Origin of the sequence: Prescottella equi, assembly GCF_002094305.1 — a bacterium.
GTDB lineage: Bacteria > Actinomycetota > Actinomycetes > Mycobacteriales > Mycobacteriaceae > Prescottella > Prescottella equi.
This window is the reverse complement of sequence record NZ_LWTX01000011.1, coordinates 86,800-102,983: the sequence shown is the minus strand read 5'-3', so window position 1 is coordinate 102,983 and position 16,184 is coordinate 86,800. Positions and strand designations below refer to the sequence as shown.

Annotated in this window: 17 protein-coding genes and 1 pseudogene; 11 read left to right on the top strand and 7 right to left on the bottom strand. The window is 68.7% G+C overall.

What is annotated here, in order from left to right; genetic code table 11:
• Nucleotides 1–27 precede the first annotated feature (27 nt).
• The 3 genes from A6I89_RS24475 to A6I89_RS21670 form a co-directional block, all read right to left on the bottom strand.
• Nucleotides 28–120 carry a 50S ribosomal protein L36 gene (locus tag A6I89_RS24475; RefSeq protein ID WP_115155928.1) on the bottom strand — a complete coding sequence of 31 codons (93 nt, stop codon included), beginning with the start codon at nt 118–120 and terminating at the stop codon, nt 28–30.
• Between the two features lie 110 nt (nt 121–230).
• Nucleotides 231–359, bottom strand: coding sequence for a hypothetical protein (locus A6I89_RS24985; protein WP_005515964.1), 129 nt, complete (start codon nt 357–359; stop codon nt 231–233).
• Nucleotides 360–531: 172 nt separating this feature from the next.
• On the bottom strand, nt 532–996 hold the full coding sequence (locus A6I89_RS21670; RefSeq protein ID WP_005515963.1) for an ArsI/CadI family heavy metal resistance metalloenzyme: 465 nt from the start codon (nt 994–996) through the stop codon (nt 532–534).
• 96 nt (nt 997–1,092) lie between these two features.
• Between A6I89_RS21670 and A6I89_RS21665 the strand changes: the two genes are divergently transcribed.
• The 9 genes and pseudogenes from A6I89_RS21665 (at nt 1,093) to A6I89_RS21625 (ending at nt 10,759) form a co-directional block, all read left to right on the top strand.
• Entirely contained in the window at nt 1,093–1,461 is a 369-nt protein-coding gene (locus tag A6I89_RS21665; RefSeq protein ID WP_005515962.1) for an Rv2640c family ArsR-like transcriptional regulator, read from the top strand.
• A gap of 208 nt (nt 1,462–1,669) precedes the next feature.
• Nucleotides 1,670–2,788 (top strand): annotated as a pseudogene (locus tag A6I89_RS21660) (carboxylate-amine ligase); the annotation flags it as partial.
• A gap of 73 nt (nt 2,789–2,861) precedes the next feature.
• Nucleotides 2,862–4,646, top strand: a complete 1,785-nt coding sequence (locus A6I89_RS21655; protein WP_044990383.1) for an N-acetylglutaminylglutamine amidotransferase — start codon at nt 2,862–2,864, stop codon at nt 4,644–4,646.
• A complete protein-coding gene (locus A6I89_RS21650; protein WP_022593760.1) occupies nt 4,643–6,526 on the top strand; it encodes an alpha/beta hydrolase family protein in 1,884 nt (627 codons plus the stop codon). The genes A6I89_RS21655 and A6I89_RS21650 overlap by 4 nt, the downstream gene beginning before the upstream one ends.
• Nucleotides 6,527–6,537: 11 nt before the next feature.
• The gene (locus A6I89_RS21645; protein WP_022593762.1) at nt 6,538–7,689 is read left to right on the top strand and encodes an amidohydrolase; all 1,152 of its coding nucleotides are present in this window, start codon (nt 6,538–6,540) and stop codon (nt 7,687–7,689) included.
• A 22-nt stretch (nt 7,690–7,711) separates the two neighbouring features.
• A complete protein-coding gene (locus tag A6I89_RS21640) occupies nt 7,712–8,335 on the top strand; it encodes a class I SAM-dependent methyltransferase (protein WP_044990412.1) in 624 nt (207 codons plus the stop codon).
• A 153-nt stretch (nt 8,336–8,488) separates the two neighbouring features.
• Nucleotides 8,489–8,977, top strand: coding sequence for a DUF1269 domain-containing protein (locus A6I89_RS21635; protein WP_022593766.1), 489 nt, complete (start codon nt 8,489–8,491; stop codon nt 8,975–8,977).
• A 31-nt stretch (nt 8,978–9,008) separates the two neighbouring features.
• Nucleotides 9,009–10,202: an AI-2E family transporter gene (locus A6I89_RS21630; protein ID WP_080668351.1), complete on the top strand. Its 1,194-nt coding sequence runs from the start codon at nt 9,009–9,011 to the stop codon at nt 10,200–10,202.
• Between the two features lie 131 nt (nt 10,203–10,333).
• Nucleotides 10,334–10,759: a hypothetical protein gene (locus tag A6I89_RS21625; RefSeq protein ID WP_232244873.1), complete on the top strand. Its 426-nt coding sequence runs from the start codon at nt 10,334–10,336 to the stop codon at nt 10,757–10,759.
• Between the two features lie 38 nt (nt 10,760–10,797).
• On the opposite strand, the gene A6I89_RS21620 is transcribed toward A6I89_RS21625, so the two are convergent.
• From A6I89_RS21620 to A6I89_RS21610, 3 genes are all read right to left on the bottom strand, one after another.
• The gene (locus A6I89_RS21620) at nt 10,798–11,754 is read right to left on the bottom strand and encodes an alpha/beta fold hydrolase (protein WP_022593772.1); all 957 of its coding nucleotides are present in this window, start codon (nt 11,752–11,754) and stop codon (nt 10,798–10,800) included.
• A gap of 235 nt (nt 11,755–11,989) precedes the next feature.
• A complete protein-coding gene (locus A6I89_RS21615) occupies nt 11,990–12,796 on the bottom strand; it encodes an IclR family transcriptional regulator (RefSeq protein WP_044990384.1) in 807 nt (268 codons plus the stop codon).
• A gap of 40 nt (nt 12,797–12,836) precedes the next feature.
• On the bottom strand, nt 12,837–13,613 hold the full coding sequence (locus A6I89_RS21610) for an SDR family oxidoreductase (RefSeq protein ID WP_022593776.1): 777 nt from the start codon (nt 13,611–13,613) through the stop codon (nt 12,837–12,839).
• Between the two features lie 129 nt (nt 13,614–13,742).
• On the opposite strand from A6I89_RS21610, the gene A6I89_RS21605 reads away from it, so the two are divergent.
• Both A6I89_RS21605 and A6I89_RS21600 read left to right on the top strand, forming a co-directional pair.
• Nucleotides 13,743–14,372: a TetR family transcriptional regulator gene (locus A6I89_RS21605; RefSeq protein WP_013414710.1), complete on the top strand. Its 630-nt coding sequence runs from the start codon at nt 13,743–13,745 to the stop codon at nt 14,370–14,372.
• 46 nt (nt 14,373–14,418) lie between these two features.
• Nucleotides 14,419–14,844 carry an SRPBCC family protein gene (locus tag A6I89_RS21600; protein WP_022593778.1) on the top strand — a complete coding sequence of 142 codons (426 nt, stop codon included), beginning with the start codon at nt 14,419–14,421 and terminating at the stop codon, nt 14,842–14,844.
• Nucleotides 14,845–14,905: 61 nt separating this feature from the next.
• Here A6I89_RS21600 and A6I89_RS21595 read toward each other — a convergent pair whose 3' ends face one another.
• Nucleotides 14,906–16,168, bottom strand: a complete 1,263-nt coding sequence (locus A6I89_RS21595) for a hypothetical protein (protein ID WP_139811876.1) — start codon at nt 16,166–16,168, stop codon at nt 14,906–14,908.
• Nucleotides 16,169–16,184: the final 16 nt, after the last annotated feature.

Sequence of the window (16,184 nt, the reverse complement as noted above, 5' to 3'; positions counted from 1 at the left end):
TGCAGGAGGAGGGGCAACTCAAAGTTATTACCGCTGGCGCGCTTTGCATCGGGGGTCTCTTTTATCGATTACGAAGACCTTTCCTCTGCGCCGCACCAGGTGGGAATTTCGAATCTTCATTCGGTACTCGCATTCGATCGGTGCGGTCGCAGGTCGAACGCGGCCGGGCCGGGGTGACACTGCGGGCTCGATGAAGTCGCAGTGGCACCCCGGCCCGGTTGAGTAATCGCCTAGCCGAGCAGTTGGCCGGCAGATTCCGCGGATCCGGAGAAGAAGCTCAACGCGCCGAACAGGTCGGCAGCAGCGCCGGCGAAGTCGGCGATGAAGTCGAGGTAGGGAATGAACTCGGCGGAACCCATCAGTGATCTCCTATGTATCGGTGGTGAATGGGGAAATCCCTCGAACAGCTTCCGGAATTCGGCGATCGATGGCAAGAGAATGTGTCCCGCACCACTCGATATAGGAATGTATTCACATTTGGCGATATCTCTATATCGAACGGTGCGGGTGAGAATGGGCGGAGGAGAGTGCTCAGCAGCAGGAGGATTCGTTCTCTGTATCCGTTCCGCAGCACACGTCGCCCTGGGCTTCCCGTGGGCCGCCCAGATGTTGCGGGCTGGAACCGAAGGTCTCCGAGTCGGCGAGCACGGTGTAGACCTCCCACTTCTCGCCGGCCGGCCCGGTGACCCACACCTTGTCCTGCGTGGCGAAGCAGCAGGTGGTGCCGATCTCCTCGTCGGTGAACAGGCCCTCGTCGGTGAGCCGCGCGATCTCCGCGTGGACCTTCTCCGACGATTCGACCTCCACGCCGAGGTGGTTGATCGTGCCGCCCTTGCCCGGGTTCTCGAGCAGGACCAATTTGAGCGGCGGTTCCGCGATCGCGAAGTTCGCGTATCCGGGCTTCAGCTTGGCGGGCCGGGTGCCGAACAGTTTCGAGTAGAACGTGACCGCCTCTTCGAGGTCGTCGACGTTGAGGGCGAGTTGAGCGCGTGACATGACGGTTCCCACCTATGCGATATATGTCGAATTGCCTACCTCTACAGGTTGCCCACCTCTTCGACATAAGTCAAGGAGCTGCGTAGGATCGTCGTCATGCCGAAAGCCCTGCCGGTCCTCGACGTCAGTGCGCCGATCTGCTGCGCGCCGGTGTCCGCCGCTCCCATGGGCGACGACGAGGCGCTGCAGGTCGCGCTTCGATTGAAGGCGCTCGCGGATCCGGTCCGGATCAAGCTCGTGTCGCTCCTGCTCACCGCAGATGCCGGTGAGGTCTGCACGTGCGATCTCGCCGTCGGCGTCGGGCTCGCGGAGTCCACCGTCAGCCATCATCTGGGCCAGCTCCGGAAGGCCGGCATGGTCGAGTCCACTCGCCGGGGCATGAACGTCTACTACCGGGTGCGCGGTGAGTCACTGGACGCCCTCCGGCTCGTGCTCGACCCCAACTGCTGCGCAGAGTCGCGGTAGCGCCGTTCGTCCCCACTGCGCAAGGTTGCGGGTGGATATCAACATGCCAACGAACGCCGCAAGGTGTGTCTCGGCGGGGCCGATGGTGCGAACACTGATTCGGGCGCCCGGTTGAAATCCTGGCGGCCGGGGTAAGCATCGACGAGTCGGTCGTATGCGGAGGTTGCGCATTCCCGGAGCACTGGCCGACGGACAGGGAGGACCCTGGATGAGCGGGCGCAAGCTCGGTGTCGAGGAGGAGTTCCACCTCATCGACGCCGAGACCAGGCGGCTCGTCACGCGTGCGCCGGAACTGCTCGAGCAACTGCCGGGCGACGTGTACGTCGAGGAACTGCAGCGCTGCGTCGTCGAAGTGAACAGCGGCGTGTTTCCCGACCTGGCCGCGCTCCGCTCCGACCTGATCCACCGCCGCCGGGTTCTCGTCGAGACCGCGGCCGAAGTCGGTGTAGGGGTGGTGGCCGCGGGGGCGGTACCGCTGTCGGTGCCCGCCGAGATGGCCGTCACCGAGACGCCGCGGTATCGGCGGATGCTCGCCGACTATCAGCTCCTGGCCCGGGAGCAGCTGATCTGCGGCACCCAGGTGCACGTGGACGTGGCGGACCGGGACGAGGCCGTCCGGATCGCCAACCGGGTGGCGCCCTACCTGCCGATATTCCTCGCGCTCAGCGCGAGCTCGCCGTTCTGGGCCGACGGCACCGACACCGGATACGCCAGCATGCGATCACTGGTGTGGAGTCGGTGGCCCACCACCGGGCCGGCGGCGCCGGTGCAGTCCGCCGCGGAGTACGACCAGCTGATCGCCGACCTCGTCGCCAGTGGTGTCATCAACGGACCCGGGATGGTCTACTTCGACCTGCGGCCGTCGGACCGCTACTCGACGCTCGAGCTGCGGGTGTGCGACAGCTGCCCGTCGGTCGACACCATCGCGCTCGTTGCCGGCCTCTTCCGCGCGCTCGTCGAGCGCGAGGCCGAGGCTCTCGACGCAGGCAGGCCGGGGCTGCAGGTCTCGCCCACACTGGTGCGGGCGGCCATGTGGCGGGCGGCGCGCTCGGGCCTCGAGGGCGAGCTGGTCGACGTGGAGGCGATCGCGCCGCGCCCCGCGCCGCACGTGGTGGACGGCCTGATCGGTTCCCTGCGCCCCCAGCTCGAGTCCGCCGGCGACTGGGACGTCGTCTCCGGGCTGGCGGCGACCACCCTGCGGGTGGGAAGTTCGTCCGCGCGGCAGCGCCGGACCCTGCTACGGCGGGGTCGATTGACCGACGTCGTCGACCTGCTCGCCGCCGAGACGGCCGGTCGCGTCGACCTGGACGCGGGTCTCCCCGACCCGAACGCGTCGCGGCGAGGTGGCCGGGACACCTGGACCGTGACCGGGAACGACATCCCGGGAGGAGTAGCCGAACATGTGTGGCATATGCGGTGAGGTGCGATTCGACGGGAGGCGGCCCGACATCGGCGCCGTCGCCCGGATGTCCGACGCGATGGTGACGCGCGGACCGGACACGTCCGGCGCGTACGCGCAGCAGTCGGTGGCGTTCGGTCATCGCCGCCTGTGCATCATCGACCTCTCCGCCCGCGGCGGGCAGCCGATGGTCGACAGCGAGCTCCGCCTGTCGCTGGTCTTCAACGGCTGCATCTACAACTACAAGGAGTTGCGCGAGGAGCTCCGTCAGGCCGGGTACCGGTTCTTCTCGGCCGCGGACAGCGAGGTGGTGCTCAAGAGCTTCCATCGTTGGGGCCCCGACTGCGTCCACCGCTTCAAGGGCATGTTCGCCTTCGCGGTGCACGAGATCGACTCCGGGGTAGTGACGTTCGCCCGCGACCGGCTCGGGATAAAACCTCTCTACTTCGCGCAGACGCCGGAGCGGTTGCGGTTCGCCTCGACGTTGCAGGCGCTGTTGCGCGGCGGCGGCGTGGACACGACGATCGATCGTGCGGCATTGCACCACTACCTGAGCTTCGCGGCGGCCGTGCCGGCCCCGCTCACCATGTTCGAGGGCGTCCGCAAGCTGCCGCCGGCGACGATCCGGGTAGTGCAACCGGACGGTAGTTCCACCGAGAAGCGCTACTGGGAGCCGAGTTTCGAACCTGCCCCGGATCGGGCGTCGTGGACGCCGCAGCAGTGGCAGACGGCTCTGATGGACTCGCTGCGCACCGCCGTCTCCCGCCGGATGGTCGCCGATGTGCCGGTCGGGGTGTTGCTCTCGGGCGGTATCGATTCGAGTCTGCTCGTGGCACTGCTCGCCGAGCAGGGGCAGCGGGACCTCGCCACCTTCAGCATCGGATTCGACTCGGCCGGAGGAGAATCCGGAAACGAGTACTTCTACTCCGACCTGGTCGCCCGAACGTTCGCCACCGACCACCACCAGATCCACATCGACCCGGCCCGGCTGCCGGCGGCGGTTCCTCGCGCGATCGAGGCGATGAGCGAACCGATGCTCAGCCACGATTGCGTCGCCTTCTTCCTCCTGTCGGAAGAGGTCTCCAAGTCGGTCAAGGTGGTGCAGTCCGGCCAGGGCGCCGACGAGATCCTCGCCGGCTACCACTGGTATCCGCCGCTGGTCGGGGTGGCCCGGGAACAGTCCGCCGAGGCGTACGCCAAGGTGTACTTCGACCGGACCCACGACGACATCGCGATGATGCTCGGGCCCGACTACCTTGTCGATCACGACGTCAGTACGGAGTTCGTCGTCCGGCACCACGATGCTCCCGGCGCCGACACCGCCGTGGACGCGGCGCTGCGGCTCGACACGACAGTGATGCTCGTGGAGGACCCGGTCAAGCGGGTCGACACGATGACGATGGCGTGGGGGCTCGAGGCCCGCGTGCCGTTCCTCGACCACGAGTTCGTCGAGTTGGCCGCCACGTGTCCGCCGGACCTCAAGCTGGACGGGGGTGGCAAGGGCGTGCTCAAGGAGGCCAGCCGCGGTCTGCTCCCGGACGAGGTGATCGACCGGACCAAGGGGTATTTCCCGGTCCCGGGCATCCGGCACCTCGAGGGCGGGGTCCTCGATCTGGTGCGGGATGCTCTGCGAAGTCGCAGTGCCCGTGAACGAGGGTTGTTCCGGCCCGAGTTGATCGACGCGTTGTTCGCTGCTCCCAACGACATCCGGACCGCCCGCGGTGTCAACACCATGTGGCAGGTGGGGCTGCTGGAGATGTGGTTGCAGGCCATGGAGCGGTTGTGACCGCTGACCGGCCGGCCGAACCGTCGCGCGGACAGCACATCCGCTTCACGTCGGGTGCGTCGGTGTCGCCGGACGCGACAGGTTTCGCGCACCTCGTGGACGACGGTGGCTATCCCTGGGCCGTTCAGCGGTTCCTGACGGGACGGCACGGCAGCACGGACCGTCGGGTCGAGCTGCCGGTCCCTGGCCCCGTCACGAAGATCGTGCACTCCGCGGACAGCGGATGGCTCGCGTGCCAGGTGGCCCCGCACGCCGGCAACCGCACCCAGGTGTGGGTGGTGCGCACCGACCCGCTGGACCGCTCGGCCCGCCGCGTCGGGGCGCGGGACGCTGTCTCTGCCGAACTCATCGGGTGGGACGGGAACCGGGTCGCGCTCACCGCGACCGACGAGGAAGGCGTCGCGGAGGCGCGGTTGGTCGATCCGCAGACGCAGGAGGCCGTCACGCTCGACCGCCGCGTGGGCTCCTTCCTCGTAGACTCGTGGGCCGGAGCGGCACTGTTGCGGGTGGGGCCTCGCGGACACCGCGAACTGCTGCTCCAACGCGACGACGGAACTCGTATCCCTCTGCTGCCGTCCGACTTCGGATCCACCACCGACATGGGCGTCCTGCTCGACGACCACCGACTGCTCGGCGTACTCGGCCGGTACCGGTCGCCGTGGGCGTCGAGCGAGGGGGAGCCGGACCAGTACATCCGGGCGCTGGTGCGCAGCGACAACGGCGCGGAGTTCGCGCGGCTGCTGGGGGTCGCGGTCTCCGCGGAGGGTGTCTCCTACCGAGTGCTGGCCGAACGGGACTACTGCGGCCTCGACGAGTTCGTCGTCAGTGACGACCACACGACCGTGGCGTTGCTGTGGAACTACAAGGGGCTGAGTGAGTTACAGATCCTGCACCTCGCCGACGGTACGCTCGACTCGCCGATCCAGCTGCCCGGACTGGTGGCGTCGGAGCTGAGCATCAGCGCCGACGGGTCGCTGCTGGCGGTCACGGTCGAAGGGCCCGGGATGCCTCCGTCGGTGGAGATCGTCGACCCGCGGACGGGCGAGTGGGGTCCGGTGGAGCCCGCGCGGACCCGGATCGCCCGGGCCGACGCCCCGATCCTCGCCGAGTTCACCGCACGCGACGGGCTGCCCCTCACTGGATGGCTGTACCGGGCGGCGGGGGAGGGTCCCGGGCCGGTGATGCTGTGGTTCCACGGCGGACCGGAACTGCAGGAGCGCCCCGGCTACAGCGACTACTTCCCGGCCCTCGTCCAGGCCGGCATCACGGTTTTCGCGCCCAACGTGCGTGGTTCGGGCGGATTCGGGCGCACCTTCGTCCACGCCGACGAGCGGTACGGCCGGTTCGCCGGTATCGACGACGTGGCGGACTGCGTGCGTTACGTCGTCGACAACGGTGTGGCCGACCCGGCGCGGATCGCGTGCGCCGGGCATTCGTACGGCGGCTATCTGACGCTGGCGGCCCTGACGTTCCACCCCGACCTGTTCGCGACGGGCATCGCGGTCTGCGGGATGAGCAATCTCGAGACGTTCTACGCCAACACCGAGCCGTGGATCGCGGCCGCGGCGTACCCCAAGTACGGGCATCCGGAACACGATCGGGAACTGCTCGCCGAGCTGTCACCGATCCACCGTGTCGACGCCCTGACCGCACCGGTGCTCGTGGTGCACGGCGCGCACGACACGAACGTTCCGGTCAGCGAGTCGGAGCAGGTGGTGGCATCGGTTCGGGCCCGCGGTGGTGTCGCCGAACTGCTGCTGTTCGACGACGAGGGCCACGACATCGTCAAGCGGGAGAATCGGGACGCGCTCGCCGAGAAGATGGTGGCCTGGCTGACCAGCCGACTGGCCCGATCCGACGCCCCGGTGTCGGCGATGTGACGGGGTGGCGCATGGGTATCGATCACGAGCGGCTCGTCGCCTGGCGACGGGATCTGCACGCCCATCCCGAACTGTCCTTCGAGGAGTTCCGGACCACCGAGCTCGTCCGCGACCAGCTGCGCCGCGTGGGGCTCGAACCGGTGCTGCTGCCGAGCGGCACAGGGTTGTGGTGCGATGTCGGCCCCGACACCGCCACCTGCCTCGCGTTGCGGGCCGACCTCGACGCGCTCCCGTTGACGGAGACCACCGGAGCGCCGTACGCGTCCACGGTCGACGGGGTGTGTCACGCCTGCGGGCACGATGCGCACACCGCGATGCTGCTCGAGGCCGCGACCGTTCTGGCGGCCGAGCCGCCCCCGCATCGGGTGCGCCTGATCTTCCAACCGGGGGAGGAGACGACACCGGGGGGTTCCGTCGGAGTCGTCGCTGCCGGTGCGCTCGAGGGCGTCTCGCGGATCTTCGCCCTGCACTGCGCTCCACAGCTCGAGGCCGGCAAGATGGCCACACGGGCCGGCCCGATCACTTCGTCCGGTGCCATGCTCACGGTCCGGCTGTCCTCTCCCGGAGGCCATTCGGCGCGCCCACACCTGACGGGGGATCTGATCTTCGCTGCCGCCGTGTTGGTGACCGGGCTGGCGTCGGTGCTCGACCGCCGCCTCGACGCCCGCACCGCCACCGTGTTGACGTGGGGCCGGATCCAGGCCGGACGGGTCCACAACGCGATACCCGAGTCCGGGGAGCTGGTGGGCACCCTGCGCAGCGCGTCGCATCGGACGTGGGCCACGGTGGAGCCACTGGTGCGGCGAGCCGTCACAGACCTTCTCGCGCCCTACGGCGTCGAGCACGAACTCGAGTACGTGCAGGGCGTGCCGCCGGTGGTCAACGACCCGGAGGCGACGGCCGAGATGATCTCCGCGATCCAATCCGTCGTCGGGCTGGAGAACCTGGCCGAGGCCGGGCAGTCCAGCGGCGGCGAGGATTTCGCGTGGTACCTCGAGCACGTTCCCGGTGCCATGGCGCGGCTGGGCGTCTGGGACGGCATCGGTCCGCGGCGCGATCTCCACACACCCGACTTCGACCTGGACGAGCGTGCCCTCGTGGACGGGGTGCGGACTTTCCTCGCCCTCGCCTACGGTGGGGACGTCGATCGGTCGGGGGAGTGAGGAACGGGAACGGGAGGCTGTGGTGGGGTTCTACGCGGATCGGATCGTCCCGCGCCTGGTGGACGTGTCGTGCGGGATGTCGCTGACGGAAGCGTCCCGGAGGCGGGCGTGCGCGGGCCTGCACGGTCGCGTGCTCGAGATCGGTTTCGGCTCGGGTCTCAACATCCCCTTCTACCCGGACACGGTCGAATCCGTCAGCGCTGTCGAACCGGCCGACGAGGCATGGAAGCTCGCCGCGAAGCGTCTGGCCCGGTCCCGCGTCCCGGTCGAACGGTCCGGCCTCGACGGTCAGGCCCTGCCGTTCGCCGACAACACCTTCGACACCGCGCTGTCCACCTGGACGATGTGCACCATCCCGGACGTCGACGCGGCATTGCGTGAGGTGCGACGTGTCCTGAAGCCCGGGGGGACACTGCACTTCGTCGAGCACGGGCTCGCGCCGCACGACAAGGTTCGGCGTTGGCAGCGCCGCTTCGAACCGATCCAGAAGGCGGTCGCCGGTGGCTGCCATCTCACGCGCGACATCCCGGCGCTCCTGCGCGGGGCGGGCTTCGAGGTTCGTGATCTGGACACCTTCTACGAAAAGGGCGCGCCGAAGATCATGGGTGCGCTGTCGTTGGGCGTCACGGAGCCGGTCGCAGGTTGATCGGCGGCGCCGGGGTGTGGGTCGCACCGTCTCGACGCATCCGGAGCGACCGGGTGGCTCGGGACTTCATCCGAAAGGTGTGAGTTCTCGCGAGGGTTCAGCTTCTACGGTGCTGACAGGGCCGATCCGGCTCTCGATCCCGAGGAGATGATCATGGCAGGAACACTGACTGTCTGGAAGTTCGCGTCCCCCACCGGAGCCGATACCGCCGTCGCGACGTTGGAAGACCTGCGCAAGCAGGAACTGCTCACCGTTCACGATGCGGCAGTGGTGAGCTGGCCGGAGGGCCGCAAGAAGCCGAAGACCCGGCAGCTGCACAATCTGGCCGGCGCGGGCGCACTCGGTGGCGCCTTCTGGGGACTGCTCTTCGGCATTCTGTTCTTCGTCCCCCTGATCGGCGTCGCCGTCGGGGCGGCCGTCGGGGCGCTGACCGGGGCGCTGACCGACGTCGGAATCGACGACGACTTCATCAAGCGACTCAAGGACCAGATCACCCCGGGGACGTCGGCGCTCTTCGTGCTCACCTCGGATGCGACGCTCGACCGAGTGCACGACGAGTTCCACGGCCAGCACGCCGAACTGATCTCCACCAATCTGTCCCACGAGCAGGAGGCGCACCTCCGGGAGGTGTTCGCGGACTGACCGGTAACCCACTCTCGGTCCGGGAGGGACGATGACCCGCTCACCCAGAACTCGATCCGACCGGACCGCGCCCGCGGTGCCGGTGCCCACCCTGACGCCGGCGCCGTGGGCGATCCCGCGCGGGCTGATCGTGCTCCTCGCCGGCGCGGGCGCCGTGGTGTCGATCGCCGGGATCAAGGTCTTCGCGGGGATCCTCGGCCCGGTGTTCCTGGCGCTCATGCTCACCGTCGCGGTGCAGCCGATCCAGTCCTGGATGCAGCGTCGCGGGCTTCCGGCGTGGATCGGAATGATCACCACGGTGCTCGTGGTGTACCTGATCCTCATCGGGCTGATCGCGGCCCTGGCGGTGTCCGCCGCGCAACTGGCCACCCAGCTGCCGCAGTATTCGGACACGGTGGACGACCTGCTGGAGGACGTCCGATCGTTCCTGGCCGGGGCGGGTGTGAACTCCGAGCAGATCCACAACATGCTCAGCAGCGTCGACGTCGGTAAGGTCGTCGGACTGATCGAATCGGCGCTGCAGGGTCTTCTCGGGGTGTTCTCCAACCTCTTCTTCATCCTGGCGCTGCTGTTGTTCATGGCGTTCGACGGGATGAGCATCGGCAGGAAGATGCAGATCGTCGCCCGAAGTCGGCCCGAGATCGCCTACGCACTATCGACTTTCGCTGCGGGAACCCGTAAGTACCTGGTCGTGTCCACCGTGTTCGGCCTCATCGTGGCGGTGCTCGACGGCGGGGCGCTGTGGCTGATGGGAGTGCCACTTCCGGTGCTGTGGGCGCTGCTGTCTTTCATCACGAACTACATACCCAACATCGGATTCGTGATCGGCGTGATCCCGCCGGCATTGCTCGCACTGCTCGACGGCGGTCCCGGCCTGATGGTGTGGGTCATCGTGGTCTACTGCGTGATCAACTTCGTCATCCAGTCGATCATCCAGCCGAAGTTCGTCGGCGATGCCGTCGGGATGAGTGTGACGGTGACGTTCCTGGCGTTGGTGTTCTGGGCCTGGGTACTCGGCCCGCTCGGCGCGTTGCTCGCCATTCCGATGACCCTGCTCGTCAAGGCCATGCTTCTCGACATCGATCCGGCCAGCCGATGGGTGAACGTCCTGATCGGAGGGGACGTGCGGAGCGTTGCGGTTGCGGCGGAGGTCGACCCGCCGCCTCCCGCACCGGACACCGACCGGCGAGAACCGGACCCACAGCCCGTCCTTCCGGCCACCTGACGGGGTTCCACCGAGCCGTCTCGGGACTCGTCCCACGTCCGGTTCCATTGCGCCACGCGGTGAATGAGCTCGCGGCCGCGCGACGCTCACGCAGACCGCTGTGGCGTGCGAACCGCCCTATACTCGGCGGGGTGGACAGCGCAGCAGATGCCTCCGAGCCCACCGGCCGGCTGACGTTCCGGACCGTGTACGGCGGCCCGGACGTGCCCGGTGAGTGGATCGCTGCGGTCACCCGCATGAAGCGCCGGCTGGGTGGGCTCCGCTTCTCCTACGACCTGGACGTGCTGCTGCACGTCGGGGGATCGATCTCGTCGACGGACGGGCCGACCGGGCTGCGGAACCCGCGGGTCTCGGTCGCGAAGCGCTCCGTGACTGCCCAGATCCACATCGGTCGCGCCGATGTCGAGACGGCGGAGGACCCCGATGCGTTCGTGCGCGAAACGGTCGCTCGTGCGGTCGGGGAACTGATCGAGCGCATCGCGGCCAAGGACGGCGGTGTGGATGCGGCGGCAGAGGAGTCCAAGCTGGGAATCCTGGCCGGGGCAGAGGGAGACTAGCCCCTCCGTAGCCCGGTTCCGGTCACGCGTCGACCAGGTCAGCGCGTCGGGACGTGCTCGTCGAGGAACCTCTGTGTCGACTCGGCAATCTCCGCCGCGTGGGCGTGGAAGAGATAGTGGTGACCGTCCATGACCGCGACCCGCTGGATCGACGGGTTGCTGATCGCGGCGCGGTGCGCGGACTCCCACTCCGGCTCCACTTCGAGTGAGGAGGAGGCGAGGAACGACAGGGCCGGCAGCGTCGGCGGGAACACCGCGCCCTCGGCCGCCTGCACGTTCTGTGCGCCACGAGCCATCTCGTCCAGTACGGTCGGATTCAACACCCACGAATACGCCCGCAGGTACAGGTCCTGTTGCTCGGAGGTGAATTCGGCGGCGTCGCCCAGACTCTCCCGGTAGTCGGCTACCAGTCCCAGGTAATCGGTGCTCTTGTCCAGCGCGATGAGATCCCGGGTGCCTCCTGCGGCGTTCACGATGGACATCCAACTCGGCCAGTCCGGCGAGCCGTGGGCGGCATCGGTGGTGTAACGCTCGTCGTCGAGCCCCACCACTGCGGCAACCTCGTCCGGGTAGTGGGTGGTCCACCACATCGCGTACAGCCCCGAAACGGAGTGCGGCATGAGGACGTACGGGCCGTCGAATCCCAATTCTGCTACCGCGGAACGAGTCTCGTCGACGATCATCTCGCTGGTGCGGGGAGCGTCGGTGCCGTCGCTGAGTCCCGTGCCGAAGGGTTCGACGGTGACTACTGTGTTGTGCTCTGCCAGACGCTGTGCGAGAGGGTCGAAACCGATGATCGGCTCCGGGGTGGCCAGGCCCGGCATCAGGACGATGGTCCGTGGTCCCGACCCTTGCACCGCGACGCTCATCCGGTGTCCGTCCACGTCGACGTACCGGTGTTCGGGGCCGATCAGCTGCTCGATGGCCTGCTTGTCGCGCGGCGTCTGCCACCAGTGGAAGGCGGTCGAAATCGCGACTGCCGCAACGATGAGCACGGCCAGCCCCGCGAAAGTCCACCCCGCCGCACGAATCAGCCGGCGTCGTCGTTTCGGGGGCGGTGATTCCTCTGTCTCCCAATATGTTTCGCAGTCGCGCCGCTCGTCCGAAAGCGCTCCGGCGACGGATGGATCAGGCCTCCCCGTAATCCCCATGGGGTCAACCTATCCGACGAGCGGTCTGCCGCGGGCCCTTTTTACTACATTGCGTAGTAATGGTGTCGGGCCGGCCAGGTCAGGCGGAGAGCAACTGCACCGCTGCGGCGAGAGCCGTGGCCACGACCCGTCCGGTCTCGAGAACGAGCGGCGCGCATCGCTCGAGCCGCGGGGCGTCCGCGGACCCGCCGCACAGGGACACCGCGGCGACAGTCCCGCCGTCCACCCGGACCGGTGCCCCCACGCACATCACGCCGGTCGTCGACTCGTCGCGGGCGAACGCCACACCGCGCCGGGTCCGCACGCGACCCAGATCGCGGTGCAGTGCGGGCAGATCCGCGATCGTCCGATCGGTGCAGCGCCGCATCGGCGTGCCGGCGTACTCCTGGTCGATCTGCTCGGGGACCAGGCTTGCGAGGATCGCCTTGCCCGCGGCGGTGGCGTGTGCCGGGACCTGGCCCCCGACACGAACATTCGACGGCGAGTCCGGCCGGGCACCGATCCGGTCGAGGTACAGCAGGTCGGTGCCGTCCAGTACCCCGAGGTGCACGACCAGGCCCGTGCGGTGGTGCAGGTCGTTGAGCGCCGACGCCGCGGCCGCGCGGATCTGGCCGTGGTGCCCCTCGCCGCCGCCGAGCCGGTGCAGGCGCGGCCCGAGGTGGTAACCGCCGGGGGAATGCTCCACCCAGCCCAGGCGCAGGAGCGAATCGAGAATGCGATGGACCGTCGACCGTGGCAGCCGGGTGCGCCGCGCGAGTTCCTCGAGCGGCACCCGTGAGGAGAAACCGCCGAAGGCGTCGAGGATGACCGTCATCCGGTCGACCATCGACGGCGGCACCGCGCGGTCTGTGGGGGAGATGTCAGTCGGCCGACCGAACGTCGTCACGATCGCTCCTTTCCTGGCCGCGGCCGAATGATGTTGCGGACTACCAGCTCTGATCGCCGCGGAGGACCGCGTCGGCGCCGCCGTCCACGAACACCACCTGACCGGTGACGTGCGTGTTCGCGGGGGAGGTGAGCCACGCCAGCAGCGGCGCCACCTGCTCCGGGCGGGCGTGACCGTTCAGTGGCATCGGCACGGCACCGTCGATCGCCCGGCGTCCGGCTTCGGTGTCGAGCATCGCCTGGATCATCGGCGTGACGATCGTGCCCGGTGCGATCGCGTTGAGCGGGATGCCGGCCTTCGCCCACTCGGGCGTGATCGCGGTGCGGCGCACCCATCGCGCGATCGCGGCCTTCGACGACGCGTAGACCTGCGCCCCGTCGCCCTGCGCCACGGCCGCACTCGCAGCTGCGACGGCGGCCGCCTCGTCTCCGGCGAGAGCGGCGTCGACGATCGCCGGATCGGACGGATGCAGCGACGCGACCGACGAGATCACCACCGCGCGAGGATCGGTCCCGGCCGCCAGGAGCGGGCGCAGGCCCTCGAGCGTCGCGACCGCGCCGAAGTAGTTGACCTTGATGGTGAGCGGATCGAACAGCGCCACACCGGCGCACGCGACGACGCCGTCGAGACGTCCGCCGGTGAGCTCGCGGGCCTGCTCCACGAGGGCAGCGCGGCCCTCGTCGGTGGCGAGGTCGGCGGTGATGTCCGCGTCGCGCAGGTCTGCGCCGATCACACGGTCGCCCTGTGCGCGCAGGTGCGAAGCGGTTGCGGCGCCGATTCCGGAGGCGCTGCCGGTGACGAGGAATGTGCGGGGCATGTCCTGCCCTTTCGAGTCGAGGGAGGCGGTGTCGGGTGATCGGCACCACTCTCCGTGTGCCAATCTGTGCCAGGATGCCAGTCTGTGCCACCCTGCTACTGTGTGTCAAGACACATTCGGAGGTGCTTGGTGAAACGCGACCAGCGTGGTTTGGCCGAACGGCGACGCGACGCCGTGCGCATGGACATTGCGGCGGCCGCCGCGAAACTGTTCATCGCCGACGGCTTCGACGCGACGTCGGTCGAGGACATCGCGCAGGGTGCCGGAATCTCCGTGCGGACGTTCTACCGGCACTGTGAGGCCAAGGAGGACACCCTGACGGCGGTGCTCACCTCCGGCATTCGAGACTTCGCGGAGAACCTCGCCGCCCGCCCGTCGACGGATTCCGTGGCGACCGCCGTGCACGAGGCGTTCGTCGAGTGTGTGCGTCAGGACCGGTACGCCTCCCTCGTCTCCACGCGCGACCTCTTCGTCATCATGACGTCGGTGCCCGGCATCCGCGCCCGGTGGATGGTGGCGGCGCACGACCTCGCCGACGACGTGCGGCCGCACCTCGCCGAGCGGGCGGGCCTGGACCCGGCGGGCATCGAGGCCCGCCTGCTGTCGCACATGCTGCTCGGCGCCCTCACCGTGGCAATCGAGTACTGGGTGACGTGCGATCCGAACGACCCCGGCGGGCCGGCCGACGTCGGTGAGCTGGCGGCGTCCGCGCTGTCGGTGCTCCGCCTGGACGTCGACCGGTCGCCCCGAAACGTTTGACCCCACCCCCATCGGAAGAAGCTCTACAGCGGAAACGGAGACACACATGGCTCGGTCACTCGTACGCAGCATCGTCGTCGCGGCCGACGCGGACAGCGTCTGGTCCCACATCGGCGCCTTCGACGGCCTGGGGGTCTGGCACCCCAGCGTCCCGCCGGCCGAAATCGAGGGCGATCCGACGCAGGTCGGCTCGATCCGCACCTTCTCGGTCGACGGCCGCGTCGTCGCCCGCGAGGAACTCGTCGCCCGCGATCCCGAGGGACACAGCTACAGCTACGAGGTGCTCGACCCGATGCTCCCGATCAGCGACTACGTCGCCACCCTCGCGGTGATCCCACAGGGGGACAAGTCCGAGATCCGTTGGAGCGCAACCTACGAGTCCGAGGACGACGCGGTCGCCACCGTCGAGCAGATCTTCGGCGACGGCGTCTACGTCGCCGGACTCCAGGCGGTGCAGGCGCACTTCGCCTGATCCGCTCCGACGCACGAGCTGAAGGGTCCCTTCATGCGCTGCCAGCGCACGAAGGGACCCTTCAGCTGTTACTCGGGGGTGCGTCAGCGGCGGGACCCGGATACTGCAGATGCGCCACGAGGGCCCGGTTGGCGGGATCGGCGAACGGATCCGGTGGGATCCAGTGGACGTTGCCGCGGATGCGGACGTCGAGGTTCACCGATTCGCTTGTCCCGCTCAGGGATCGAATGGTGAGCCCGCCGCGGGCGATCCATTCTGTGCCGTCGGGGCCGTGGTCGATGTCGGCTCGACGGGCGGCGGCCCGCACCCGAGCGACGGTGGCCGGGTCGTCGACCGGGATCAGTCGGCGCGCGTCGTCGAGCACCCGGACGGGATGCGGTGATGGGTCGACGCGCACCGTTCCGTGCCGACGGTCGAGTTGCATGTGCGGTTCGGTCGTGCGGAGTAGATACAGGCTTCCGTCGTCGACGACGCTGCGTCCGCCCTCTGTGCACACGCGCTGGACGCTCAACGACCCGTCGTCCTCCTGATCGCAGCGGAACACGTCGTGATCGGACGTGATCCAGCAGCCGTCGTGGTCGGCATGGACGGCGCGGGTCCAGATTTCACGCGGCCCCTCAGCGGCCATGGGCAGTAGGTACTCGACGATCCGGGGCGGTGTCATGCCGGTGTCGATGTGCAGCAGAACGGGATCGGCCCGATCCATCACCCAGATATCGGTCCCGTCCACGGAGACCGCGCCCGCCACGAACTCCGAGTCGGTCGCGGGGACGTCGTCGAGATCCAGATCGAGCAGCACGCCCACCGGGACGTACGGGTCGTCGTCCGTCCGGGGCTCCTGGCTCGACCAGAAGATGTGCGGCGTCGCCTCGACCTCGGTCAGACGCTCGCTGCCCCCGACGCGGCGGATGCCGGTCGGCGTCCGTTCGAACAGTTGACCGACCACACGCACCCGCCGTACGCGCCCGCGCACCGGCGGAGGACTGTCGGGCCCCATGATCAAGTCGGCGAAGAGGATTCCGCGGACCTCGACTCGGCCGGTGGTCGGCCGGTCCGCCCACCACGAGCAGGACCAGCCGTCGCCGGACAACTCGTGCAACCAGCGCAGGCCGCGCGCCGGATCGCTTCCGGGCATGCGCCCGTAAGCCGGCCGCGCGGTGGCTCGGAAGGTCTGCGTGTACGACGCGGATGGGGCCTCCGCCTCACCGAATGTCAGGGGGGTTTCGACGAGGTCGCCCACCGCCGGCGGGGCGAGGGAACGGTCGTCGAGAACCCATCCGGGAACGAACACGGCGAGCATGCGACGGGCCGATGCGATTGTCATCGTCATACCCCGCGCA